Source organism: Streptosporangium sp. NPDC001559 (assembly GCF_042893955.1).
In the GTDB taxonomy this organism is placed as follows: domain Bacteria; phylum Actinomycetota; class Actinomycetes; order Streptosporangiales; family Streptosporangiaceae; genus Streptosporangium.
Genome location: NZ_JBIAVG010000006.1, coordinates 158,620 through 182,458 on the forward strand (window position 1 = coordinate 158,620; position 23,839 = coordinate 182,458).

21 protein-coding genes are annotated in these 23,839 nt (G+C 71.8%); 10 read left to right on the forward strand and 11 right to left on the reverse strand.

Annotated elements, in window-relative coordinates:
* The first annotated feature begins 25 nt into the window (after positions 1-25).
* Positions 26-2,152, forward strand: a complete 2,127-nt coding sequence (locus ACFYY8_RS15830; RefSeq protein WP_390041234.1) for a hypothetical protein — start codon at positions 26-28, stop codon at positions 2,150-2,152.
* Here the strand turns inward: ACFYY8_RS15830 and ACFYY8_RS15835 are convergent.
* Positions 2,137-2,739, reverse strand: a complete 603-nt coding sequence (locus ACFYY8_RS15835; protein WP_390041236.1) for a uridine kinase — start codon at positions 2,737-2,739, stop codon at positions 2,137-2,139. The genes ACFYY8_RS15830 and ACFYY8_RS15835 overlap by 16 nt on opposite strands.
* Positions 2,740-2,894: 155 nt before the next feature.
* Here ACFYY8_RS15835 and ACFYY8_RS15840 point away from each other — a divergent pair, with 155 nt between their 5' ends.
* Positions 2,895-4,052, forward strand: coding sequence for a CaiB/BaiF CoA transferase family protein (locus ACFYY8_RS15840; RefSeq protein WP_390041238.1), 1,158 nt, complete (start codon positions 2,895-2,897; stop codon positions 4,050-4,052).
* Positions 4,053-4,101: 49 nt separating this feature from the next.
* Complete coding sequence (locus ACFYY8_RS15845; RefSeq protein ID WP_390041652.1) at positions 4,102-5,610, forward strand: carboxyl transferase domain-containing protein; 1,509 nt, start codon at positions 4,102-4,104, stop codon at positions 5,608-5,610.
* Between the two features lie 9 nt (positions 5,611-5,619).
* Here the strand turns inward: ACFYY8_RS15845 and ACFYY8_RS15850 are convergent, their stop codons facing one another.
* Genes ACFYY8_RS15850 through ACFYY8_RS15865 form a run of 4 tightly spaced genes read right to left on the reverse strand, consistent with a single transcriptional unit; the run spans position 5,620 to position 8,326 of the window.
* Complete coding sequence (locus ACFYY8_RS15850; protein ID WP_390041240.1) at positions 5,620-6,057, reverse strand: hypothetical protein; 438 nt, start codon at positions 6,055-6,057, stop codon at positions 5,620-5,622.
* The gene (locus ACFYY8_RS15855; RefSeq protein WP_390041242.1) at positions 6,054-6,515 is read right to left on the reverse strand and encodes a hypothetical protein; all 462 of its coding nucleotides are present in this window, start codon (positions 6,513-6,515) and stop codon (positions 6,054-6,056) included. Before ACFYY8_RS15855 ends, ACFYY8_RS15850 begins: the two co-directional genes overlap by 4 nt.
* A gap of 9 nt (positions 6,516-6,524) precedes the next feature.
* Positions 6,525-7,343, reverse strand: coding sequence for a carbon-nitrogen hydrolase family protein (locus ACFYY8_RS15860; RefSeq protein ID WP_390041244.1), 819 nt, complete (start codon positions 7,341-7,343; stop codon positions 6,525-6,527).
* Complete coding sequence (locus ACFYY8_RS15865; protein WP_390041246.1) at positions 7,340-8,326, reverse strand: DUF418 domain-containing protein; 987 nt, start codon at positions 8,324-8,326, stop codon at positions 7,340-7,342. The genes ACFYY8_RS15860 and ACFYY8_RS15865 overlap by 4 nt, the downstream gene beginning before the upstream one ends.
* A gap of 112 nt (positions 8,327-8,438) precedes the next feature.
* On the opposite strand from ACFYY8_RS15865, the gene ACFYY8_RS15870 reads away from it, so the two are divergent.
* Complete coding sequence (locus tag ACFYY8_RS15870; protein ID WP_390041248.1) at positions 8,439-9,608, forward strand: pyridoxal phosphate-dependent aminotransferase; 1,170 nt, start codon at positions 8,439-8,441, stop codon at positions 9,606-9,608.
* A 9-nt stretch (positions 9,609-9,617) separates the two neighbouring features.
* On the opposite strand, the gene ACFYY8_RS15875 is transcribed toward ACFYY8_RS15870, so the two are convergent.
* The gene (locus tag ACFYY8_RS15875; RefSeq protein WP_390041250.1) at positions 9,618-10,562 is read right to left on the reverse strand and encodes a LysR substrate-binding domain-containing protein; all 945 of its coding nucleotides are present in this window, start codon (positions 10,560-10,562) and stop codon (positions 9,618-9,620) included.
* Positions 10,563-10,658: 96 nt separating this feature from the next.
* Between ACFYY8_RS15875 and ACFYY8_RS15880 the strand changes: the two genes are divergently transcribed.
* Complete coding sequence (locus ACFYY8_RS15880; RefSeq protein ID WP_352011374.1) at positions 10,659-11,213, forward strand: peroxiredoxin; 555 nt, start codon at positions 10,659-10,661, stop codon at positions 11,211-11,213.
* Positions 11,213-11,749, forward strand: a complete 537-nt coding sequence (locus tag ACFYY8_RS15885; RefSeq protein WP_390041253.1) for a carboxymuconolactone decarboxylase family protein — start codon at positions 11,213-11,215, stop codon at positions 11,747-11,749. Before ACFYY8_RS15880 ends, ACFYY8_RS15885 begins: the two co-directional genes overlap by 1 nt.
* Positions 11,750-11,803: 54 nt before the next feature.
* Here ACFYY8_RS15885 and ACFYY8_RS15890 read toward each other — a convergent pair whose 3' ends face one another.
* Positions 11,804-13,375 carry an MDR family MFS transporter gene (locus ACFYY8_RS15890; protein ID WP_390041255.1) on the reverse strand — a complete coding sequence of 524 codons (1,572 nt, stop codon included), beginning with the start codon at positions 13,373-13,375 and terminating at the stop codon, positions 11,804-11,806.
* Positions 13,376-13,456: 81 nt separating this feature from the next.
* On the opposite strand from ACFYY8_RS15890, the gene ACFYY8_RS15895 reads away from it, so the two are divergent.
* Positions 13,457-14,026 carry a TetR family transcriptional regulator gene (locus ACFYY8_RS15895; RefSeq protein WP_390041257.1) on the forward strand — a complete coding sequence of 190 codons (570 nt, stop codon included), beginning with the start codon at positions 13,457-13,459 and terminating at the stop codon, positions 14,024-14,026.
* Here ACFYY8_RS15895 and ACFYY8_RS15900 read toward each other — a convergent pair.
* Positions 14,018-14,953: a cation diffusion facilitator family transporter gene (locus ACFYY8_RS15900; protein WP_390041259.1), complete on the reverse strand. Its 936-nt coding sequence runs from the start codon at positions 14,951-14,953 to the stop codon at positions 14,018-14,020. The genes ACFYY8_RS15895 and ACFYY8_RS15900 overlap by 9 nt on opposite strands.
* A 290-nt stretch (positions 14,954-15,243) precedes the next feature.
* On the opposite strand from ACFYY8_RS15900, the gene ACFYY8_RS15905 reads away from it, so the two are divergent.
* Positions 15,244-15,969: a thioesterase II family protein gene (locus ACFYY8_RS15905; protein WP_390041261.1), complete on the forward strand. Its 726-nt coding sequence runs from the start codon at positions 15,244-15,246 to the stop codon at positions 15,967-15,969.
* Positions 15,970-16,118: 149 nt separating this feature from the next.
* Here ACFYY8_RS15905 and ACFYY8_RS15910 read toward each other — a convergent pair whose 3' ends face one another.
* The 3 genes from ACFYY8_RS15910 to ACFYY8_RS15920 form a co-directional block, all read right to left on the reverse strand.
* Positions 16,119-17,009 (reverse strand): glycoside hydrolase family 16 protein, encoded by an 891-nt coding sequence (locus ACFYY8_RS15910; protein ID WP_390041263.1) that lies wholly within the window; start codon positions 17,007-17,009, stop codon positions 16,119-16,121.
* Positions 17,006-19,048, reverse strand: a complete 2,043-nt coding sequence (locus ACFYY8_RS15915; RefSeq protein WP_390041265.1) for an acyltransferase family protein — start codon at positions 19,046-19,048, stop codon at positions 17,006-17,008. Before ACFYY8_RS15915 ends, ACFYY8_RS15910 begins: the two co-directional genes overlap by 4 nt.
* 100 nt (positions 19,049-19,148) lie before the next feature.
* Entirely contained in the window at positions 19,149-20,528 is a 1,380-nt protein-coding gene (locus ACFYY8_RS15920; RefSeq protein WP_390041267.1) for a glycosyltransferase, read from the reverse strand.
* Between the two features lie 638 nt (positions 20,529-21,166).
* Here ACFYY8_RS15920 and ACFYY8_RS15925 point away from each other — a divergent pair.
* Together ACFYY8_RS15925 and ACFYY8_RS15930 are read left to right on the forward strand one after the other, a co-directional pair.
* Entirely contained in the window at positions 21,167-22,258 is a 1,092-nt protein-coding gene (locus tag ACFYY8_RS15925) for a ring-opening amidohydrolase (protein ID WP_390041269.1), read from the forward strand.
* A gap of 51 nt (positions 22,259-22,309) precedes the next feature.
* The gene (locus tag ACFYY8_RS15930; protein WP_390041271.1) at positions 22,310-23,836 is read left to right on the forward strand and encodes a serine/threonine-protein kinase; all 1,527 of its coding nucleotides are present in this window, start codon (positions 22,310-22,312) and stop codon (positions 23,834-23,836) included.
* Positions 23,837-23,839 lie beyond the last annotated feature (3 nt).

The window sequence follows — 23,839 nt, forward strand, 5'->3', positions numbered from 1 at the left end:
CGGCGAGGCTCAGGGAGGCACAGGCATGCGTCCGCGCGCGATGGTGGTGAGTCTCGTGCTGGCCGTGATCTCGGCGATGGGCCCCAGGCCCGTACTGCCCGTCCTGGCCCCCGCCCCGCCGTCCGACTCGGTCCCGGCCGCCTCCTCGACGTCCGCGCCGCCGGCCGCCGCTCCCGGTGCGGAGAACGCGGGCTGCGACCCGGTCGCGGGCCCCGAGTGCCTGCTGCCCTTCCCCAACGACTGGTTCACCGTGAACGCGCGCACCGCGACCGGCCTGCGGGTCGAGCTGTCCGCCGGCGCCATGCCCCGCAACAAGGAAGGCACCCCCGTCGACCCGGCGTCGTGGAACACCGCCGACGGCTTCTCCCCGGGGTCCATGCTGCTGGCCCACGCGCCGGGTCTCGACCTCGTCAGGACGGGGGCGGCGCCCGTCACCGACATCGGGTGGTCCCTGCGGCGCGACGCCCCCATCGTGATCGTGGACACCGTGACCGGGGAGCGCTGGCCGTACTGGGCGGAGCTCGACGCGGGGGCGACCGATCCGGCCCGGCGGGCGCTGATCGTCAGACCGGCGAGGAACCTCATCGAGGGCCACCGCTACGCCGTCGCGCTGCGCGGCCTGAAGGACGCCTCGGGCGTCCCCCTGCGGGCCCCGGAGACCTTCACCAGGCTCACCGGCGCGGTCCTTCCCCCGGGGGACCCGCTCGCCGTACGGCAGCGCGCGCTGCGCAGGACCCTCGCCGACCTCGCGACGGCCGGGGTCGACGGGCGGGGGCTCTACCTCGCCTGGGACTTCACCGTGGCCAGCGCGCGGGGCCTGGCCGGTCCCGTGCTGAGCATGCGCGACGAGGCACTGCGCGCGCTCAAGGGGGCCGCGCCGCGCTTCACCGTCGAGTCCGTGACCGACCTCACCGAGGCCCAGGACCCCGACATCGCCCGCGAGGTCACCGGGGAGATCCAGGTCCCGAACTACCTCGACAAGCCCGGAGCGCCGCCGGGGGCGCGCCTCAACCGGGACCAGGACGGCAGGCCGCGCGCGCTCGGCGACACGCTGCGGACGCGCTACCAGTGCGTGATCCCGCGCTCGGCCTTCACCAGGCCCGCGGCCCCCGCCCTGTACGGCCACGGCCTGCTCGGCAGGGCCGCCGAGGTGCGTTCCCGTGACGTGCGGGAGATGGCCGGGCAGCAGGGATTCGTCTTCTGCGCCACCGCGTGGATCGGCATGTCGGAGGAGGACGTCCAGCATGTGGCGGGCGTGTTCCGTGACCTGTCCGCGTTCGGCACGGTTCCCGACCGGCTGCAGCAGAGCCTGCTGAACTTCGTCCTCCTCGGCCGCGCCATGACCGGCAGGGACGGGTTCACCGGTCACCGGGCGTTCAGGGACGAACGGGGCAGGCCGCTGTTCGACCGGCGGACCGGGCTCGCCTACGACGGCAACAGCCAGGGCGGCATCTCGGGTGGCGCGCTGGTCGCGGTCTCCCCCGACGTGCGCAACGCCGTGCTCGGGGTGACGGGCATGAACTACAGCACCCTGCTCAACCGCAGCACCGCCTTCCAGCCGTTCCAGCGGATCATGGACGAGGCCTACCCCGACCGGCTGACCCAGCAGGTCTGCTTCGCGCTCATGCAGATGCTCTGGGACCGGGGGGAGACCGACGGCTACGCCCAGCACCTGACCGACGACCCGCTGCCCGGCTCACCCAGGCACCGGGTGCTGCTGCACGTCGCCTACGGCGACCACCAGGTCTCCACCGTGACCGCCCAGGTCGAGGCGCGGACGATCGGGGCCCGTGTCCACCAGCCCGCCGTCGCCGCGGGCCGCGACCCCGACGTCGCCCCCTACTGGGGGATCAGGGCGCTGCCGCCCCGCCCGTACGCCGGGTCGGCGCTCATCGTCTGGGACAGCGGGGCCGTCACCCCGCCGCGGACCAACACACCGCCGCTGGGCACCGCCTACGGCAGGGACCCGCACCACGACCCGCGCAACTCCCCGGAGGCCCGCGTGCAGAAGGCCCACTTCCTGCGGGAGGGCGTGGTCGTCGACGTCTGCGGCGGCGCCCCCTGCGCGGCGGAACCCGTCTCCGCGGTCCCGGACGCTCTCCCGATCACGGCTTCGGGGGAGACGCCGGGAACGGTTCACGCGAGGCCCTGACGGACCCGGTCACGGGGCACCCTGACGAACTCCCCGGGGATCCGGGCCCCGTCGACCAGCAGGTCCGCCCTGGCGCGGGTGTCGTCGGCGGCGAACCACGTCTCCTCGGCCCGCCACCAGCGCCGCCACTGCTCGGCCAGATGCGCGCCGTCCCTGGCCAGCACCCGGGCCCGGCGGACCTCGGCGGACGCGCACACCCACACCGCCAGGGCGGCCGGGGCCGTACGGCGGGCCGTGCTCACCCCTTCGAGGACCAGCGCGGGCGAGACGGGCACCTCGACCCGCTCCGCGTAACCGCCACCGGCCCAGTCGAAGCGCCGGTAACCCCCCGCCTCACCCGCGGCGAGCGGGCCGAGCACCTGCTCCTCGACCAGCCGGAACCACTCCCTGGGCACCTCGTCCCACGGCACGGGGAAGTCGTCGCTGGAGACGACCTGCGCCCCGAGCGCCGCGCCGAGACGCCGCGCGAAGGTCGTCTTGCCCGACCCGGCGGGACCGTCGACCGTGACGAGCCGGACGGGGCCGCACGACGGGGGAAGCCGCAGGATCGTGTCCGCCAGCCGCTCGAAGGAGACGATCTCGTCCATCCCTCCATGATGGCCCCCACGACGGCCCCAGGCCGGATGGAGGGGCCGGGCGGAGGGCTGGGAAGATCTTCGATGGGCGGGGCGGCCGGTGGCGGGGGACACCCCTTTCCCGTCCCGATTCGGCTAGGCTCGGCGACCACCAATGGAGGTTGATCTTGCACGGAGCCCTCGGCGACATCGTCGTACTCGACCTCTCCCGCGCTCTGGCGGGACCGCACGCCGCACAGATGCTCGGTGACCTCGGAGCCCGGGTGATCAAGGTGGAACAGCCGGGGGCGGGCGACGAGTCCCGGAGCTGGGGACCGCCCTTCGTCGGTCCCGGCCATGACATCTCCACCTACTTCCTCGCGGCCAACCGCAACAAACGCTCCATCACCGTGGACATGAAGTCCGCCGAGGGCAGGACCCTCATCGAACGCCTGGTACGGCAGAGCGACGTCCTGGTCGAGAACTTCCGCACCGGTGTCCTGGACCGTCTCGGGTTCGGCGTCGAGCGGCTGCACGAACTCAACCCCCGCCTCGTCGTGCTGTCGATCACCGGGTTCGGGCACGACGGCCCCGAGGGCGGCAGGCCCGGCTACGACCAGATCGCCCAGGGCGAGGCGGGGCTGATGAGCCTGACCGGCCCCTCGCCCGCGGAGCCGTACCGGGTGGGGGCCTCCATCGCCGACCTGCTCGGCGGCATCCACGGCGCCTACGGCGTGGTCGCCGCGCTCTACGAGCGGGAGCGGACCGGGCGGGGCAAGGTCGTGCGAACCTCGCTGCTGGCCGCGGTGACCGGCGTGCACTCCTACCACGGCACGGCCTGGACGGTCGGCGGGCAGGTGCCCGGCGCGGGCGGCAACCACCACGCCTCCATCGCCCCCTACGGCGCCTTCCGCTGCGCCGACGGCATGCTCCAGATCGCGGTGGCCAACGACGCCCAGTGGCGCAAGGTCGCCGATCTGCTCGGCATCGACCCGCTGACCCCGGAGTACGCGACGAACAGGGAGCGCTTCGCGCACCGCCCCCGCCTGATCTCCGACATCGAACGGGCCCTGGCCGGGCACGACCGCGCCCACTGGCTGGCGGCGTTCGCCGGGATCGGGGTGCCCGCCGGGGCGATCAGGACGATCGACGAGGTCTACGCCTGGGAGCAGACGCGCTCCCAGGGCCTGGTCGTCGAGGTCGACCACCCGGTCCTGGGCACGATCGAGCTTCCCGGGCCGCCGTTGCGCTTCGACGGCGACCCGCCCATGCGGCACACCGCCCCGCCCGCGCTCGGCGAGCACAACGACGAGGTCCTCGCGTGGCTGGAGGAACGTGAAGGATGACGACCTCTTCCTCGTACCCACCCTTCCGCGCGGGCCGGAGAGCCGGGGTATGAACCTCGTGCGTCCCGACGCCCGCGCGCTGATCGACGCCTTCCTCGACCCCGGGACGTGGCGGTCGTGGGACCGGACGCCCGCCGACCCCGCACCCGAGGGTTCCGGCTACGCGGAGGAGCTGGCCCAGACCCGCGCCAGGAGCGGCTACGACGAGTCGGTCGTCACCGGGGAGGGGCTGCTCGACGGCCGCAGAGTGGCCTTCGCCGCCTGCGAGTTCTCCTTTCTCGCCGGATCCATCGGGTTCGCCGCCGCCGAACGGCTCACCGCCGCGATCGAGCGGGCGACCGACGAACGGCTTCCGTTGCTGGCCGCCCCGGCCTCGGGCGGTACCCGGATGCAGGAGGGCGCCCCGGCCTTCGTGCAGATGGTGAAGATCACCGCCGCGGTCGCCGCCCACCGCGCCGCGGGCCTGCCGTACCTGGTGTATCTGCGGCACCCGACCACGGGAGGGGTCTTCGCCTCGTGGGGGTCGCTCGGGCACGTCACCATGGCCGAGCCCGGAGCCCTGATCGGGTTCCTGGGCCCCAGGATCTTCGAGTCGCTGCACGGCTACCCCTTTCCCGAGGGCGTCCAGGTCGCGGAGAACCTCCTGGCCCACGGCCTGCTCGACGCGGTCGTGCCCGCCCCCGAGGCCAGGCGGCTCGCCGTCCGGGCCCTGTCCGTACTGTGCGCCCCGCGTGAGGTACGGCCCGCCGGGCGGGAGCCGGACGAGCACGTCCCACCGGTCCAGGCGTGGGACGCCGTCACCCGTTCCCGCAGGGACGACCGCCCCGGCGTGCGCGAGCTGCTCGGGTACGGCGCCCGCGACGTGACCCCGCTCAACGGCAGCGGCGAGGGGGAGGCGGATCCCGGCCTGCTCATCGCCCTGGCCAGGTTCGGTGAGGCCCCGGCCGTCGTGCTCGGCCAGGACCGGGGCCGCAGAAGGGTCACGGCCCCCTTCGGTCCCGCCGGGCTCAGGGTCGCCCGGCGGGGGATGCGCCTGGCCGCGGAACTGGGTCTGCCGCTGGTCACGGTGGTCGACACCCCGGGGGCCGCGCTGTCCAAGGCGGCAGAGGAGGGCGGCCTGGCCGCGGAGATCGCCCGTTGCCTGGCCGACCTGGTCACGCTCGGGGCGCCCACGGTCTGCCTGCTGCTCGGTGAGGGCGCGGGCGGCGCCGCCCTGGCGCTGCTGCCCGCCGACCGGGTGCTGTGCGCCCAGCACGCCTGGCTGTCCCCGTTGCCGCCGGAGGGCGCCTCGGCGCTGCTGTACCGGAGCGTCGACTTCGCCCCGGAGACCGCCGCCGCGCAGCGGGTGAAGTCGACCGACCTGCGGCGCGACGGCATCGTCGACCGGATCGTCCCGGAGCTGCCCGACGCGGCCTACGAGCCGGAGGCCTTCTCCCGCCGGGTCGCGCACGCCTTGGAACACGAGATCGCCGGACTGCTGCGGACGGCCCCGGCCGACCGGCTCACCGCCCGCCTGGCGCGCTATCGGGCGCTCGGCGCGCGGGCGGAGCCGGCCTGAGGCAGGGCGTCACGACTCCGGCTCGGCCGGGGCCGGGGTGAGGGACAGGGGGACGCGCTCGACACGGATGGAGAAGACCTCGTCACGGGGGACGACGACCTCGTAGGCGCCGTGGTCGACCATCCAGTAGCCGAGCGCCTCGGCCTTCAGCCCGCTGTGACCGGTGTAGGCGATGTGCAGGCTCTCCTCGCCGTTCTCCTCGGAGACGTCGAGGACCAGGCACGGCTCGCCGCCGAACGCCCCGACCGTGCGGACCAGCACCAGCCACTCCAGCTCCTCGCGGGGCACCACGGCCCGCCAGTAGCCGGAGAGACGTTCGAAGCCCTGCCGGGCCTCCTTGGCGAACAGCACGACCTCGGAGTCGCCGGGGCCGAGTGCCGCGACGTGGGTCCGCTCGCCGTAACGCGCCAGGAAACCGGATGCCACCGGCTCGATCACGTCGCTCACGAGGCCCGCCGCCAGGTGAGGCCGTCGTAACGGCCGAACAGGCGCTCTTCGCCGGGTGTCACGTGGATGATCTCGGCTCCCGCTGGGATCGGCACGGGTGTGGTGTGGAACTGCGGCACGACGTGCTCGCGCGAGGTGGTGAAGCCGTTGCCCGCGAACGGGGGCACGTCGTTCCAGTCGCCCCCCATGTGCGGGCCGTAGGGGACGGCGTAGGCGTCGACGTCACGGGCGAACCAGCGCATGAGGTACAGCTCCGGGACGGCCGTGGTCAGCTCGGAGCCCTCGAAGCCCAGGTCGAGGCCCGCGAAGAGCTGGGCGGGCGTTGTCAGGCGGGCGCAGTCCTGCACACGGTAGACATATCCCGATATGACGCTGCGCCTGCCCGCGAGATAGGGCACGAGCAGTCGGGGCGGGATGACCTTCTGCATCTGCGTTCTACGCCCAGGTGGCTCACTCACGGTCGCATTTTACGATCTGCCGACCTGAAGCCGCCGGTGTTCCAAGCAGGGCAGGGCATTCCGGGTGGCAATCGTGACCTGGGGGTCGAGCACGCACGTCCGCACCGCGGGCGCGGGCCCCAGGTCGGTGTGGACGACGCCCATCGGGTCGACGAGCATGCTCCTGCCGATCCCGAAACCGTCGGCGGCCTCGGGGTTCGGCGCCTGCCCGACGGCCGCGACCCAGGTGGTGTTCTCGATCGCGCGGGCCCGCACCAGGGTCGCCCAGTGCTCCTCCTTCATCGGGCCCGACCCCCAGGCGGCGATCACCGCGAACAGGTCGGCCCCCCGGTCGGCCAGCGCCCTGCCCAGCTCGGGGAAGCGGACGTCGTAGCAGGTGACCAGGCCGACCCGCAGCCCGGCCAGCTCGACGACCACCGGCTCCTCACCGGGGACGACCAGCTCCGACTCCTTGGCGCCGAAGGAGTCGAACAGGTGGATCTTCCGGTAGGCGGCCAGGAGCGCGCCCGTCTCGTCGAGGGCGACGGCGGTGTTGTACACCCGGCCCCGCCCTGTCTCTCCGGACCCGGTCTCTCCGGTCTCGAACACCCCGGCGACGACCGCGAGGCCGGACTCCTTGGCGGCGTCGGCGAGCCCGGTGACGAACGGCCCGTCCAGGGGCTCGGCCAGGTCGGTGATCCGCCTGCCGTACCGGGTGAGGGTGGCCTCGGGGAGGATCGCCAGCTCGGCGCCGTCCTCGGCGGCGGAGCGCAGGGCCTCGCGGGCGCGGGACAGGTTGACGGCGGGGTCCTCGGAGACCGGGATCTGGCACAGTGCGATGCGCGTCACACCCTCGACCCTATCCGGCGGTTGGGCACCCGTTCCAGCCACGTCAGGCATCGCCACCCCCACTCCAGCGGGCCGTAGCGGTGCCCCCGCAGCCACGCCCTGCTGAGGAACGCCTGCGCGGCCAGTACGGTGACCGTCAGCGCGATCACCGTGATCCTGGTCGGGTCCGCGGCCAGCAACGGCAGCGCCGCCAGGATGACCAGGGTGCTCGTCAGATAGTTCGTCAGCGCCATCCGGCCGAGCGGGGCCAGGACCGCCAGCAGCGGCCCGCGCGCCCGGGTCCGCAGGAGAAGCAGCAGCCCCGTGCAGTAGGCCGCCGCGGCGGCGAGCCCGGCGGTGGGGTAGAGGCCGCGGAAGTAGAACGTGCGGTCCCCGGCCGTCGCCCTGACCCACAGGTAGCCGAGCACGACGGCCAGCACCGTACCGGCCACGAAGACGGGCCCCGCGAGCCACCGCGGCGGCTCGTACTCCATCGTCGCCATGCCCAGCAGGAACAGCCCGGGGATGAGGATGACGCCGCCGCCCTCGCGCACCCCCCACACCGTCACGACGATCCCGAGCAGCAGCACCCCCCGGCGTGGCAGGAACGAGGCGGGCAGCAGCACCAGCGCCCCGAAGATCGCGTACGGCAGGAGCACCTCGCCCGGGTTCACCGTCTGGTGGAGCAGGCCGAGCACCCCGAGCACGGCCAGGCGGCGCAGCAGCACGAGCCTGGGACGGCCGGTGCGTCCGGCGGCCGAATTGAGGAACAGCACAAGGCTCATCCCGAAAAGCACGGAGAAGATTGGATAGAACCGGCTCTGTCCAAGATTCTCCACGACCCAGTCGACGGCACCGCGCTGGGCGCCGGGCACGCGCTCACGAAGGTGCTGCCAGGTGTTGACCAGCATGATCCCGCACACCGCGAACCCGCGTAGCGCGTCCAGCTCGTGGAGCCTTCCGGATGCGGGAGCCGTATGGGTCACAGGAAACAGACGTATCACCGCGCAATCCATCTCGCCTAGACGACCTCTGTCATAAGACGACAAGCCCATACAAATCTAGGTCGTCGGGCTGGCACTCGATCTGTCACGCGCCCCGGTCTACTGTTGCCGTGTGAACGATCCTCTGGTGGCGCGGATGCGCGCGTTCGGCACGACGATCTTCTCCGAGATGTCGGCGCTCGCCGTACGGACCGGTTCGATCAATCTGGGACAGGGCTTCCCCGACACCGACGGGCCCGCCGCGATGCTGGAACGCGCGGCGGCGGCGATCAGGGAGGGGGCCAACCAGTACCCTCCCGGCCCCGGCGTCCCCGACCTGCGCCAGGCCGTCTCCGAGCACCGCAAGGCCTGCTACGGCCTCGACTACGACCCCGACGGCGAGATCCTGGTCACCGTCGGCGCGACCGAGGCGATCGCGGCCTCGATCCTGGCACTGTGCGAGCCGGGAGACGAGGTGATCGCCTTCGAGCCCTACTACGACTCCTACGCCGCCGCCATCGCCCTGGCCGGAGCCGTGCTGCGCCCGGTCACCCTGCGCCCGGTCGAGGGACGCTTCACCTTCGACCCGGCGGAACTGCGCGCCGCCGTCGGCCCGCGTACCAGGGCGATCCTGGTCAACTCACCGCACAACCCGACGGGGACCGTCCTCACCCGCGCCGAGCTTGAGGAGATCGCCCTGCTGTGCAGGGAGCATGACCTGGTGGCCGTCACCGACGAGGTCTACGAGCACCTCACCTTCGACGGCGTCGAGCACATCCCGCCGGCCACCCTGCCCGGCATGCGCGAGCGCACCGTGATGATCTCCTCGGCGGGCAAGACCTTCTCGGTCACCGGCTGGAAGACGGGCTGGGTGTGCGGGCCGCCCCCGCTCGTGCGCGCCGTGCAGACCGTCAAGCAGTTCCTCACCTTCACCGCCTCGGCCCCCTGGCAGCTGGCCACCGCCCACGCCCTGCGCCACGAGATGGAGTGGGTCTCCGGGCAGCGCGCGGCCCTGCAGGCCAAGCGCGACCGCCTGACGGCCGGGCTGTCCGCGGCGGGCTTCGAGGTCTACCGTCCCTCGGGCACCTACTTCGTCCAGACCGACATCCGCCCCCTCGGCTTCACCGACGGCCTCACCCTGGCCCGTGAGCTGCCGGACCTGGCGGGCGTGGTGGCCATCCCCACCCAGGTCTTCTACGCCGACCCCGGACGCGGCAGCCACTTCGTCCGCTTCGCCTTCTGCAAGAAGGAGGAGGTCATCGACGAGGCCGTCGCCCGTCTCGGCCGTCTGGCGGGCCGGTGACCCCGCCGTTCAGCCGACGATCCTGACCGGCAGGCGTCTGGCGCGCAGCGCCGAGCGGATGGCCCCGGCGAGCAGGCCGTACTCGGCGGACCTGGCCGAGCTGGCGCGGTAGGCCAGGCCGATGGTCCTGCCGGGGGCGGGGTCGGCGAAGCGGCGCAGCGCCAGCCGTACCCGCTTGCCCGTCTCGACCGGGACCGCAGACTCGGGCAGCAGTGTCACCCCGAGGCCGCCCGCGACGAGCTGGACCAGGGTCGGCAGGCTGGTGGCGTAGGTGGCCGCCGTCGCCCGCGCGCCGACCTCACGGCACACGTCGATGGCCTGTTCGCGCAGGCAGTGGCCCTGGTTGAGCAGCACGATGTCCAGCCCCTTGAGCGCCTCGCGGTCCAGCGGCGTGTCCGCCCCGGCCATGGGATGGTCCGGGGAGAAGGCGAGCAGGAACTCCTCCTCGTAGAGGGGCTCCTCGACCAGCCCGGTCACCTCGGTCGGCAGCGCGAGCAGCACCATGTCGAGACGGCCCTCACGCACCTCCTCCAGGATGGTCTCGGTCTTGGCCTCGTGCACGGTCAGCTTGAGCCTGGGGAAGCGCCGCGAGAACATCGGCAGCAACGCGGGCAGCACGTAGGGGGCGACCGTGGGGATCACCCCCAGGTGCGCGGGGCCGTTGAACGGCTCCCGGTTCTGGGCGACCTCGCCCATGAGGTCCTCGACCGCCTTGAGCACCCGCGCCGCGTGCACCGCGACCCGCTCGCCGGAGGGGGTCAGCAGGACCTTCCTGGTGGTCCGTTCGAGTAACCGGGTGTGCAGGGTCTCCTCAAGGGCGGAGACGGCGCTCGACAGCGCGGGCTGGCTCATCCGCAGCGCGGAGGCCGCCTCCCTGAAGTGCAGATGATCAGCGACTGCGAGGAATGCCCGCAGTTGAGCGAGGGTGGGGGTTGGCTCACTGATAAGGATCACCTGTCAGATTCGTTCGACTGCTCGATTTCTCGAATCAATGCTAAGTGCGGCAGTGTGGGCTCCGACAACGACGTCCCCTGTGAAGGAGAACCGGACTTGCTCACCATCGGTGACCGCTTCCCTGAGTTCGAGCTGACCGCCTGTGTCTCCCTGGACGCGGACAGCGCGTTCGCCCAGATCGACCACAAGTCCTACGAGGGCAAGTGGAAGGTCTACTTCGCGTGGCCCAAGGACTTCACCTTCGTCTGCCCGACCGAGATCGCCGAGTTCGGCCGTCTCGAGGGCGAGTTCGCCGACCGTGACGCCCAGGTCCTGGGCTTCTCGGTCGACTCCGAGTTCGTCCACCACGCCTGGCGCAAGGACCACCCCGACCTGCGTGACCTGCCCTTCCCCATGCTGTCCGACATCAAGCGGGAGCTGTCGTCGGCGCTGGGCATCCTCGGCTCCGACGGTGTCGCCCAGCGCGCCACCTTCATCGTCGACCAGAACAACGAGATCCAGTTCGTCATGGTGACCGCCGGTTCGGTCGGCCGCAACGTCAAGGAGGTCCTGCGGGTCCTCGACGCCCTCCAGTCCGACGAGCTGTGCCCCTGCAACTGGAACAAGGGAGAGGCCGGTCTGGACGCGAAGCAGCTGCTGGCCGGCGTCTGATGTCCGTCGACAACCTCAAGGGCGCCCTTCCTGACTACGCCAAGGACGTCAAGCTCAACCTGGGCTCGCTCGTCACGACCTCCTCGCTCGGCGAGCAGCAGCTCTGGGGGACGCTGCTCGCCTGCGCGGCGGCGACGAGGTCCCAGCGCGTGATCGCCGAGATCGCGGCCGAGGCGGCCGACGTCCTGTCCGCCGAGGCGTTCAGGGCGGCCAAGGGCGCCGCCGCGATCATGGCGATGAACAACGTCTATTACCGGTCGATGCACCTGATCGGTGACGAGACCTACGCGACCATGCCCGCCAAGCTCCGCATGACCATCATCGGGAACCCGGGCGTGGACAAGGTCGACTTCGAGCTCTGGTCGCTCGCGGTCTCCGCGATCGGCGGCTGCGGCCGCTGCCTGGAGTCCCACGAGCAGGTGCTGCGCAAGGCGGGGCTGCCCCGCGAGCAGATCCAGGAGGCCATCCGGATCGCCGCGGTCGTCAACGCCGTCGCGGCGGTGCTGGAGACCGAGGCCGCCCTGGCCACGGTCTGAGACGGCAGCGAAAAAGGGGCGGGTGCGTACCCGCCCCTTTTTTCGTGCCTGCCGTCAGCTCGCGTCGGCGAGGTCGCTCTGCGCCGCGGGCGCCGCGCTCCGTGCCGAGCGCAGCGGGAGCTCCTTGAGCATCAGCGCCGCCAGCGCGGCCAGTACGGCGATCGGCACGCCGACCAGGAAGACCGTGTGGATGGCCCGGGTGAAGGCCTCAAGGATCACTTCGAGCATCGGTGCCGGCAGACGGTGGATGGCGGCGGGGGAGCCGAGGCTGGGCGCCGCGCCACCGGTCAGGGGCAGGTGGGCGGCCTTGGCGAGGGAGACCAGCTCGGAGGTGAGCCGGTTGGACAGGATCGCGCCGAACGCGGCCACGCCGACCGCGCCGCCGAGGGAGCGGAAGAACGTCACGCCGGAGGTGGTCGAGGCCATGTCGGCGCGGGTGACGGCGTTCTGCGCGGCCAGGATCAGGATCTGCATGGAGGCGCCGAGCCCGACACCGAGCACCGTGATGTCGACGCCGACGCTCACCAGTGAGCTGTCGACGTGCAGCCGGGAGAGCAGGAACAGCCCGAGGCCGACCAGCAGCATGCCCACGACGGGGAAGGCCTTCCAGCGGCCGGTCCTGGTGACGAAGCGGCCGACGGCGATGGAGGAGGCGAGCAGGCCGAGCACCATGGGCAGCGTCATCAGGCCGGAGGCGGTCGGGCTCATGTTCTTGACGATCTGCAGGTACTGCGGCAGGAACATCAGCGCGCCGAACATCGCGGCGCCGACCAGCAGCGAGGCCAGGCAGGTGAGCACGAAGGTGTGGTTGCGGAACAGGTGCGGGGGCAGGATCGGGTCGGCCGCCCGGCGCTCGGCGACGACGGCCAGGCCGAACAGGACCAGGCTCAGCGCGCCGAGCCCGTAGGTCCAGCCGGAGCTCCAGGCGAACTCCTTGCCGCCGAGTGACAGCAGCAGCATCAGCGCGGTCGTGCCGCCGGTGATGAAGGTCGCGCCCCACCAGTCGACCTTGGCCGCGCGGCGGGACGGCGGCAGATCGAGCACCCGCTGGATGACGAAGAAGGCGACCACGGCCAGCGGTACACAGATCCAGAACGTCCAGCGCCAGGACATGTTGTCCACGACGAACCCGCCGAGGAGCGGTCCCGCGACGGTGGAGACGCCGAAGACCGCGCCGATGTAGCCGGAGTAGCGTCCCCGCTCCCTCGGCTCGACCACGTCGCCGAGGATGATCTGCGGCAGCGCCGCCAGGCCGCCCGCGCCGATCCCCTGTACGGCCCTGGCCGCGATGAGCTGGCCCATGTCCTGGGAGAAGCCCGCCGCGACCGAGGAGAGCGCGAAGACCAGCAGGGCGGCCTGGAACATGAACTTGCGACCGTACAGGTCCGACAGCTTGCCCCACAGCGGGGTCGAGGCGGTCATGGTCAGCAGCGTCGCGCTGGCGACCCAGGCGAGCTGGTCCTGGCCGCCGAGCGTGCCCACGATCGTCGGCAGCGCGGTTCCCACCACGGATGTCGAGATCATCGACGTCAGCATGGCGAGCATCAGGCCGGCCAGGATCTCCAGCACCTGTCTGTGGGTGAACCTCGGGGCCGCCTCGGCTTGGACCTGTTGTTCGGTCAGCATGGACCATCCCCCAATGTATGTACGATACACATGAAGTTAGTAGACGCTTGTTTACCCGTCAAATCTGGAAGGAATGGAAAAGTGGACGAGATACGGCGTCGTGACAGGGAGGGCACAAGGTGCCGCATCCTGGACACCGCCCGCCGTCTGTTCGCCGAACTCGGCTACGACCAGGTGACGATGCGGCTCATCTCCGCCGAGGCGGGGGTCAACATCGCCCTGATCAACCGCTACTTCGGCACGAAGCGGGAACTGTTCGCCGAGGTGCTGGCCGTACGGGGACGCTTTCCCGGGGTACTGGACGTCCCGCGTGAACAGCTGCCCCGGCGCCTGGCCGAGTACGTGGCCGACCTGCTCGGCTCGCGGGAGGAGGGGCCGGTGCTGGCGACGCTCAGCCGTTCGACGGTCTGCCCGGAGATCCACGAGATCGTCAGGGACCGGGTCCGCTCGGCGATCCTGGAGCCGCTGGCCGCGTGCCTGCCCGACCGGGACGCCCTCCTCGGGGCGACCGCCGCCACCGCGCTCGTGGCGGGCGCGGGCACGCTGCGCCAGCTCTTCGGGCCGGGCGCGTTCGACGAGGCGGGCAGGGAGGCCGTGGTCGCGCGGTTCACGAAGGTCTTCGAGGCCTGCCTCGTGGAGGCGTCAGGCTGACCTGTCGCGGCCCGCGGCGATCCGGCAGGCGGTGCCCGGGACGTGGTCGACCTGCAGCGTGCTGTGGTCGATGTGGAAGCGCTCGTGCAGCAGGTCGGCCAGCTCGCGGCGGACCCGGTGGCAGTCACCGCCGGGCGCGACGGTCACGTGCGCCGACAGCGCGGACAGCCCGCTGGTCACGGTCCACACGTGCAGGTCGTCGACCGCCGTGACCTCGGTGTGGGCGGTGATGGCCGCGCTCACCTCCGCCGGTGGCGCGCCGGGGGGCGCCGCCTCGAACAGGATGCGCCCGGCCTCACTCAGCAGGCCGTAGGCGGCCTTGCCCATCAGGGCCGCGACGACCAGGGCGGCGATCGCGTCCGCCCTGCCCCAGCCGGTGAGCCAGACGACCGCCCCCGCGACCGCGGTCGCCACGAAGGCGTACATGTCGTTGAGGATGTGCTGGAAGGCGCCCTCGACGTTGAGGCTGCCGCGATCGGCCCTGGCGATGAGCCAGGCCGCGGCGGCGTTGACCCCGATGCCGACCAGCGCCGTGCCGAGGACCAGCGCCCCCGTCACCTCCGGGGGCTGCAGGAGCCGCCGGACGCCCTCGTAGACGAAGTAGACGACGAGCGCCACGAACGTCAGCCCGTTGATCGCGGCCGAGAGGATCTCGGCGCGTTTCCAGCCGAAGGTGTAGGCGCCGCTGGCGGGGCGGGCCGCCATACCCATCGCCACCAGGGCCAGGGCGATGGAGGCCGCGTCGGTGAGCATGTGTCCCGCGTCCGAGACCAGCGCGATGGAGTTGGCGATGACGCCGACCACGACCTCGCCCGCCATGAAGACCGTCAGCAGAACGAGTGCCGCGACCAGGTAACGGCGGTCGGAGTTCGCCCCGTGCCCGTGCCCGTGGCCGTGCCCATGCCCATGTCCGTGGCCGTGACCCATCCCGAGACCCGCCTCATCAACACTTGAACAGTTGCTCAGACGTTAAGAAAGGTAAGCCTAACAGAACAAGATCTGAAGCGCGGAGGCACCGGCAGGACAGGAAATGCGCGACCCGCACAACACTGGTTCCCCACGCGTCACCCGGGAATCCCCGCATCCGGCGCTGTCCGGTGCCGGTCATCTCCGAAACGGCCCAAGTGGCCATCCCCCTCGCGCCGGCCGCACCCGGGGGGCGATCATGGAGGGACGGCCGCCGCGCCGCCCCCGTCCACAGCATGGAAGGAACCGACATGACCTGGCTGCGTACCCTCAAGCCCAGGCCGAGGGCCACCACGCGGCTGATCTGCTTCGCGCACGCGGGCGGCTCGGTCACCGCCTACCGCGACTGGCCCGACCTGCTCCCCGGATCGGTCGAGCCGTACGGCGTGCAGCTGCCGGGCAGGGCGGACCGGTTCGGCGACCCCATGCCCGCCGACATCCACGAGATCGTCGGCCCCGTCGTCGAGGAGATCCAGCCTCTGATGGACCGGGACGTCGTGCTGTTCGGGCACAGCATGGGCGCGGTCGTCGCCTACGAGACCACCAGGGCCCTCGAAGCCAGGGGAGACGGCCCCGTCCGGCTGTTCGTCTCGGGAAGCGCCGCCCCGCACGAGCCCAGACGCAGGCGGGCGATCTCCTCCTGCGACGACGAGACCTTCCTGGCCGAAATGACCAAACTCGGCGGCACCGAACTCGAGATCCTCTCCCACCCGGCGATGAGGGAGGTCGTCTTCCCCTACATCAGGGCCGACTTCCGCCTGGTCGAGGAGTACCGCCACACCCCCGGGCCCGCGCTGCGCACCCCCATCTCCGTCATCGTCGGCGACACCGACCCGGTGGTCACCCCGCTGCAGGCCAAGGAGTGGCAGGCTCGCACGGAGTCCGGCTTCTCCCTGACGATCCTGCCCGGCGGCCACTTCTACCTCCAGCCCCAACGCGCCGCCGTGGTGGCCGAGATCCTGCGGAGGATGGGGTAGGGCTGTGTTTCTTTGCTCCGCCTGCGGCGTCGCGGGCTTGGGCGCTTTCGGGTCGGTGTCTTCCCTCGTCACTCCGTCGCTTCGCTCCTGCGTTCCTCAGTCCAGACACCGACGCGCCCAAGCCGGACACTCTTCGCGCTTGGGGGTGTTCATGCCTTGGGGGCGGGTTTGGTCTTCACCGAGACGTAGTCGATGAGCATGGGGCGGCCGGGGGCGGTGGCGGGGGTGGGGCCGCCGCCGAAGGCGTTGGGGAGGCCGCCGCCAACGGCGACGTTCAGGATCAGGAAGAAGCCGTGCGCCGTCGCCCTGCCCCAGGTCTGCGGGTCCATCCGGGTCGCGGCGACGGTCAGGACCGGGGCGTCGTCGAGATACCAGCGGATCTCCCTCTCGTCGATCTCCACGGCGTAGCGGTGGAAGCTCCCGTGACAGGACGGGCAGGGACGCTCACCGGAGCCGATGCCCGACGGCTCGCCGCACGGCCCGCCGGGCATCACACCGCAGTGCATGGCGGCCATGACCGAGGGACGGCCGTTGACCGCCTCCATCACGTCGATCTCGCCGATGGCGGGCCAGCCGGTGTAACCGTCGCGCAGCGGGGCGCCCAGCATCCAGAACGCGGGCCAGTAACCCGCGCCGTCCGCCGGGGTCACCGCGGGAAGCCGGATCCTGGCCTCCACGCGCAACACGCCTCCCGGCGGGGGCCTGAAGTCGGAGCGGGCGGTCTCCACCCGTCCCGACGTCCAGGCCCCCTCGCGCAGCAGCGGGGTGATGGCCAGGTTCCCCTCACCGTCGAGGGAGACGTTCTCCGTCGAGTCGGTCATCGTCTCGATCTCCCCGGTGCCCCACCGGGGGGCGGGGCAGCCGGGATAACAGGTACCGAGGTCGTGCAGCCACCCCGGGGGCAGCGGGGATCCGGCGGCCCCGGAGAAGTCGTCACGGAAGATCTCGGCCCACCGTGCCTCCCGTGCCTCCCGGCCGGGCCCCGAGCACCCGGCCAGGAGGACGACAAGGGCGAGGACCACCCGGGTGGCGGGCCTCACAGCACCGTGGGGATCAGGTCGAGGTCCTCAAGGTCCTGCTCGATTCGGGGAGCGAGCCGTACCGCGAGGGTGTCGGTGATGTGCGCGTCGTCGCGGTAGAGCACGATGCCGTCGAGCGCCGCGGGGCAGGTGGCGGAATCCCCGGAACCCTCCGGGCACAGCAGCGGCGTCACGTCCAGCAGACGGACCCCCGGACGTTTCCCCGCGGTGATCTGCTCGGCCAGCGGGTCGGGGCGCAGGCCGGCGACGCGCGGGAACGCGCAGCCGGAGACGGGACCGCCGGAAAGACAGGCCGGCACGTCCTTGCCGGGCAACGGCGTGTCACGCAGGTAGACCAGCGAGGCGCCGAGCCGTGACAGCGGGGTGAGGGTCGAGTCCCAGGCGCGGGTCAGCGCGGCCCTGTCGGTGGTGTACGCGTTGAGCGAGGCCAGCAGGATCAGCCGGGGCGGAGCCTCGCTCGCCAGCCGTTTCATCGCGTACTCCCGCCAGGCGTCGCACTCGCGGTACTCCCTGCCCAACCGGGGGTCGACGACCGTGAGCCGGGGCAGCGGGCAGCCGGGCTTGGTGAGGACCTCAAGGGCCCACCCTCTCCGCGCGGCGATGCGCTCGGCCGCGGCGAACCACTGGCCCGCGTGGGAGTCACCGATGAGGACGACCCTGTCCTTGGAGGAGGTGTCGCCGAACAGGCACGGCGGGCTCGTCGTCGCGGTCAGCGCGATCTCGCAGCCCTGGGACTTGGGGAAGTCGGTCCTGGCCTGCGCGGGCGACGGGCGCAGCGCCGTACCGGGGGCGTCCGGTGTCTCGGCCGACTGCGCCACGGTGACCGTGGTGGTCGTGGCGCCCTGCACGATCCCGCCGTTGAGCAGGAGCGCGGCGGCGACGGGCACGGCCATCGCGCTGGTGCCCAGGGCCAGGCCGCGCCTGGGCAGCGCCGCCACGACCCGCGACGTCCGCAGCGGCTGTTCGACCAGCCTCAGCGTCAGGGCCGCGGGAAGCGCGCAGGCCAGCACCAGCGCCAGCCGTACCGGCCACGACTGCTCGCCGAGCGCGGCCTCGGTGAGGACCAGGACCGGCCAGTGCCACAGGTACCAGGAGAACGACAGCCGCCCCGCCAGACGGACCGGCGCCCAGGACAGCGCCGCGGAGACCGGCGAGCGGAACACGATGACCGCCGCCGTGCCGAGCGTGGGGACCAGCGCGGCCGTTCCCGGATACGGCGTCTGCGGGCCGAGCGCCACGATCGACCAGGCGACCGCGGCCGCTCCGGCCAGGCCGAGCACCCCGGAGACGACCCGCAGGGAGAAGCGCGGGACGTCCCGGTGGCCCTCGCCGCCTCCGGGACGCGCGCCGAGACGCCCGCCGTACGGCGTGAGCAGGGCGGCCAGGGCACCCACGCCGAACTGCCAGGCGCGGGAGGGGGAGGACAGGTAGGCGAGCGGGGCGCTGGTTCCCGTCCACCACAGCGCGAGCGCGAACGAGACACCGGTCAGCGCCACGACGGCCACCGTGATCGCGGGCAGGGGGCTGCGGCCGAGACGGCGCGCCACCAGCACGAGCACCAGCAGCAGCGGCGCCCACAGGAGGTAGAACTGCTCCTCGACGGCCAGCGACCAGTAGTGCAGCAGAGGACTCGGGTCCCGCGCGGCGGCCAGGTAGTCGGTCTGGCCCGCGACGAATCGCCAGTTGGCGAGATACAGGGCGGCGGAGACGACGTCACCGGCGACGTCGGTGCCGCGCAGCGGCGGCAGCAGCAACCAGGCCCCGGCCGTCGTGGCGAGCAGCACGACCCCGGCGGCGGGCAGGATGCGCCTGGCCCTCCTGGCGTAGAAGTCCGCCAGCGAGAAACGGCCCTCGGCCGAGATGTCGCGCAGCAGCAGACCGGTGATCAGGAACCCGGAGATGACGAAGAACACGTCCACCCCGGCGAACCCCCCGGCCATGCCGGGCACGGTCGCGTGGAAGGCGAGCACGGCCAGGACGGCGACCGCCCGGAGCCCCTCGATGTCCGGCCTGAAGCCGAGACGGTAGCGCGGCGTCACGGCAGCAGCGGAGGCAGTACGGCGAGGCCTGAGGCGAGCAGCACGCCGAGCAGCAACAGGACGGTGATGGCCAGGGCCTCTGGCCAGCGCAGACGGTGGTTCATCGGAGAATCCTCCACAGATCACGAATGAGGGGGAGGGCGATGTAGGTGGTGCCGACGGCGAACAGGGTCAGCGCCCAGTACTCACCCCACCCGTAGACGGACGCGCGCAGCGCGATGCCGATCCAGGTGGCGGCCGTGGTGACGGTCAGCCAGACGAAGGCCATGCGGGCGACGGTCGAGACGAGCGTGCTCTTGCCCGCGGCGGCGCCGCTGGGCACCCACGCCGCGGCCTGGTTGCGCACCGCGTGCACGATGGAGATCAGGTGACAGTAGGCGTACAGGGTCTGGGCGCGGGTCACCTCGAAGCGCCAGCGGCTCACCGAGACCGCGGGCAGCAGCACCAGCGCCACCCAGAGGGGCCCCACGAACGGGATCATGTGCCACGCCCTGACCTCGTCCGGATAGAAGGCGAGCATGACGAGCCCGGGCAGCGGGACGGCCGCGATGTTGGCGGCGGAGACGAAGTAGCTCAGGAAACCGCTGTAGTAGGACAGCCGTACCCGCCACGACATCGGCGTGCGGTGGAAGTCACGGTCGAACAGCAGGCTCATGCAGCCCATCGCCCACCGGTACTGCTGGGCGATGTAGGAGGCGACGTTGTCGGGGGACAGGCCCTTGGCCAGCAGCACCGGGACGTACTTGGTGCGGTAGCCGTGCTTCATCAGCTCGACACTGGTGTAGATGTCCTCGCTGTGGTCGATCTTGGGGAAGCCCCCGATCTCCTCAAGCGTCGCGCGCCGGTAGACCACGTTCGTGCCCACGCAGATGGCGCCGCCGTCGGCGTCCCGCGACGGTTGCAGCCACCGGTAGAACATCTCCTGTGCGGCCCCGGCCGTACGCTGCAGCCAGGGCATCTCCTCCGTGGTGTCGAAGTACTGCGGCGACTGGGCCACGGCGATCCTCGGGTCCTCCAGATAGGGGACCAGGTGGGACAGGAAGTCGGGCCTCGGGCAGAAGTCGGCGTCGAAGACCGCGACGACCTCGCCCGAGCTGATCGACAGGCCGTGGTTGAGGTTGCCCGCCTTCTTCAGGTACCCCTGGTCGGGCCGCGCGCTGTACCGGAAGCCGTGCCGTACGGCCAGCTCCTCCACCTCGTCGCGGGCGGCGTCGTCGAGCACCCAGACCGTGACTGGACCGTTCCACCGCAGTGCTCCCACGTGGCGGAAGGTGTTGCGCAGAATCTCCATGGGTTCGCCCCTGGTCGGCAGGAAGACGTCCACGGAGGGCAGGCGGGCGGGCCGCCAGGAGCGCACGAGCAGCTCGTGGGACTCCCAGGTGGTCAGCCGCTGACGCTGCCCGTCGACGAACGACATCGTCCATCCACTGAGGTTCAGCAGCAGGGCCACGAAAAACGGCCACAACGCGGGATGACGCATGGAGAATAGGAAAAGAGTCCCTGCGGTTAATGTCAGGGAAAGGGGCACGGACAGAAGCACCCAGCGCTTTTGTGGCCCGAAATACAGTTTCAGCTCGTCGTCGGACGGAGGCTGTGGAAGATATTGATCGGCCTTGTCAGGAGGCGCGTCAAGTAATGCAAGCATGCGGAGAACCCCGTTTTCTCAGCTGCGTGGAGCGGCTCGTTTTCCACCGCTGGATCAACTGTAAACAAAGTTATTGGTGTCGCGTGCGCGGGCAGATGATCTAGCGGGAAACGTGACGTTAACTGAACGTCATTCGGTGCTGTGAAATATCCGCCGATGTTGTGAGAAGTGGCGATATGTCCAAAATCATCGGATGTTTGGATGTGTCGCAGATCACAGGTTTGAAGCGCCCCGCGGGCGGGGCCGTGCCGTGCGGGGGGCCGGGGCGCGGACCGCCTCAGGAGAACGATTACCGATCAAGGAAGCCCTGGGCGCGCTCCTCACGCGTGTCCGCCCCCGGCCGGGGAAACCGCTCCCCGCGCCGGTGCCTGCCCCGCGCGGTGGGTATCGCAACGGGTGTCGCGACCCCGGGGCCGGTCCGGACCGGAGGTCGCGAGGCCACAGGGAAGTCACAGGACCGAGAGGTGACAGGGATGCCGGAACCGATTGAAGTGCGCAAGGTGGCGATCGAGAGCGTGACCGACGCCTCCGGGCTGTCCCGGCTCATCGACGACGGGGTGATCGAGGCGCACCGGGTCCTCGCCGTGATCGGCAAGACCGAGGGGAACGGCGGGGTGAACGACTACACCCGCATCCTGGCCGACCGCGCCTTCCGTGAGGTGCTCGCGGAGCGGGGGCATCCGGCGCCCCAGGACGTCCCGCTGGTCTGGTCCGGCGGCACCGACGGCGTGCTCAGCCCGCACGCGACGATCTTCGCGACCACGGCGGCCGCCGAACCGAGCCAGGAGCCGCGCCTGAGCGTCGGCGTCGCGATGAGCGAGGTCATCCTGCCCGAGGACATCGGCCGCCCCGCGATGGTCGAGAAGGTCGCCGCGGGCGTCAGGAAGGCCATGGAGGCCGCCGGGATCGACGACCCCGCCGACGTCCACTACGTCCAGACCAAGACACCCCTGCTCACCCTCGCCACCATCAACGACGCCAGGTCCCGGGGCCGGGACGTGGTCGTCGAGGACACCGGGCCCTCGATGGACATCTCCAACTCGACCACCGCCCTCGGCGTCGCGGTCGCGCTCGGCGAGATCGGGACGCCCACGGCCGGGCAGATCCACCGGGACCTGTCGCTGTACTCCTCCGTCGCCTCCTGCTCCTCGGGGGTCGAGCTGGACAGGGCGCAGATCGTCGTCGTCGGCAACGTCAGGGGCATCGGCGGGCGCTACCGGATCGGCCACTCCGTCATGCGGGACGCGCTGGACGCCGACGGCATCTGGGCGGCCATCCGGTCGAGCGGGATCGACCTGCCGGAGCGCCCGCACCCCTCCGACCTGGACGGCAGGCTGGTCAACGTGTTCATGAAGTGCGAGGCGGACCCCTCGGGCAGGGTCAGGGGCAGGCGCAACATCATGCTCGACGACTCCGACGTGCACTGGCACCGCCAGATCAAGGCGACCGTCGGCGGTGTCGCGGCCAGTGTCACCGGCGACCCCGCCGTCTTCGTCTCGGTCGCCGCCGTCCACCAGGGCCCCAGCGGGGGCGGCCCGGTCGCCGCCATCGCCGATCTGGGCTGAGCGCCGGGGCTTTTGTCCCCGGTGTCGGTGTTTGATCGTAGGGTGACTCCGGTGAACGTGATCGGCGGATACGTGCTCAGGCGTGAGCTTGGCCGGGGCGGCATGGGCGTGGTGCACCTCGCCACCACCCCGACCGGCGGCCTGGCCGCGGTGAAGGTGATCCATCCCCGGCTCACCCACGATCCGGCCTTCGTCCGGCGCTTCGACCGTGAGGTGGCCGCGGCGCGCAGGGTGGCCAGGTTCTGCACCGCCCCCGTCCTCGACGCCGGGATCGACGGGGACGTCGCCTACCTCGTCACCGAGTACGTCAAGGGCCCAAGCCTGGCGCAGGCCGTACGGGAGCAGGGGCCGCTGACCGGCGCCAACCTGGAGGCGCTCGCGGCCGGGATCGCCACCGCGCTCCACGCCATCCACGAGGCCGGGGTGATCCACCGCGACCTCAAGCCGTCGAACGTGCTGCTGTCCCCGCTCGGCCCGCGGGTGATCGACTTCGGCATCGCGCAGCTCGCCGACGAGGAGAGCCTGGCCAGCCAGGCGATCCTGGGCACACCCGCGTTCATGGCGCCCGAGCAGGTGCGCGGTGAGCCGCCGACCCCCGCCGCCGACGTCTACGCGTGGGGCGGGGTGATCGCGTTCGCGGGTACGGGCCGTCTGCCGTTCGGCGGAGGCTCCCCGCCCGAGGTCCTGTACCGGATCGTCAACGAGGGGCCGAACCTCGACGGCCTCGAAGACCGGATGCGCGCGGTCGTCGAACGGGCCATGGCCAAGGACCCCGCGCGCAGGCCGAGCGCCGGGCGGCTGCTGGGCGAGCTGATCGGCGGCAGCCCGACCCCGGCGACCGCCACCCAGGCCGTCGAACGCTCCTGGACGGTCACCGCCCCGGAGGAGACCGCCGTCCCTGACGGGCCCGTCGCCGTCGAGCCGGGGAAGAGGGCCCGGCGCCGGTGGCCGTGGGTTCTGGGCGCGGTCGCGCTCGCCGCGGCCGTCACCGCCGGCGTGGCCGTCCAGGCCGGTTTCGGCAAGGCGCCCGCCCTGCCCTACCGCGCGGACTTCGCCGACTCCTGGGAGGTCGGCGTGACCGAGGGCGGCCGGAGCGAGCGGGACGGCGCCGCCTACCTGCTGACCGCCAACCCCGGATGGCGGCTGTGGAAGTCCGCCCCCTTCCCCGGCGAGCGAGCGGAGGACGTCGTGGTCAGCTCCTCGGCCCGGATCGAGGCGGGGTCGGGGGAGTTCGGCGTGTGGTGCCGTGGCGACCTGGGCACCGGCGACCGGTACGAGTTCACGGTCGCGGGTTCCGGCGACGCCTCCATCGTCAAGCGGCACGCCGGGCGGGGCGTCGTCCTGGACGGGCCGGTCCGGGTACGGGGAACGGCGGACGGCCGCGTCGTGGCCCGGTGCGGGCGACGGGGTACGGGAACCACCCTGAGCATGTGGGTCGACGACGTCCTGGTCGCCGAGGCCGTCGACACACGCGATCCGTACGGCCCCGGCGCGGCCGGAGTGCACGCGGCGCCGGACACCGGCGCCCCGGTCCGGGTCAGGTTCCGCTCGTTCGAGCTCAGCGGGCCGAAGGGCTGAGAC

Coding starts and splice junctions, on each gene's coding strand:
- ACFYY8_RS15830 (WP_390041234.1), top strand. CDS start 26: ATGCGTCCGCGCGCGATGGTGGTGAGTCTCGTGCTGGCCGTGATCTCG.
- ACFYY8_RS15835 (WP_390041236.1), bottom strand. CDS start 2,739: ATGGACGAGATCGTCTCCTTCGAGCGGCTGGCGGACACGATCCTGCGG.
- ACFYY8_RS15845 (WP_390041652.1), top strand. CDS start 4,102: ATGAACCTCGTGCGTCCCGACGCCCGCGCGCTGATCGACGCCTTCCTC.
- ACFYY8_RS15885 (WP_390041253.1), top strand. CDS start 11,213: ATGTCCGTCGACAACCTCAAGGGCGCCCTTCCTGACTACGCCAAGGAC.
- ACFYY8_RS15890 (WP_390041255.1), bottom strand. CDS start 13,375: ATGCTGACCGAACAACAGGTCCAAGCCGAGGCGGCCCCGAGGTTCACC.
- ACFYY8_RS15900 (WP_390041259.1), bottom strand. CDS start 14,953: ATGGGTCACGGCCACGGACATGGGCATGGGCACGGCCACGGGCACGGG.
- ACFYY8_RS15905 (WP_390041261.1), top strand. CDS start 15,244: ATGACCTGGCTGCGTACCCTCAAGCCCAGGCCGAGGGCCACCACGCGG.
- ACFYY8_RS15920 (WP_390041267.1), bottom strand. CDS start 20,528: ATGCGTCATCCCGCGTTGTGGCCGTTTTTCGTGGCCCTGCTGCTGAAC.
- ACFYY8_RS15925 (WP_390041269.1), top strand. CDS start 21,167: ATGCCGGAACCGATTGAAGTGCGCAAGGTGGCGATCGAGAGCGTGACC.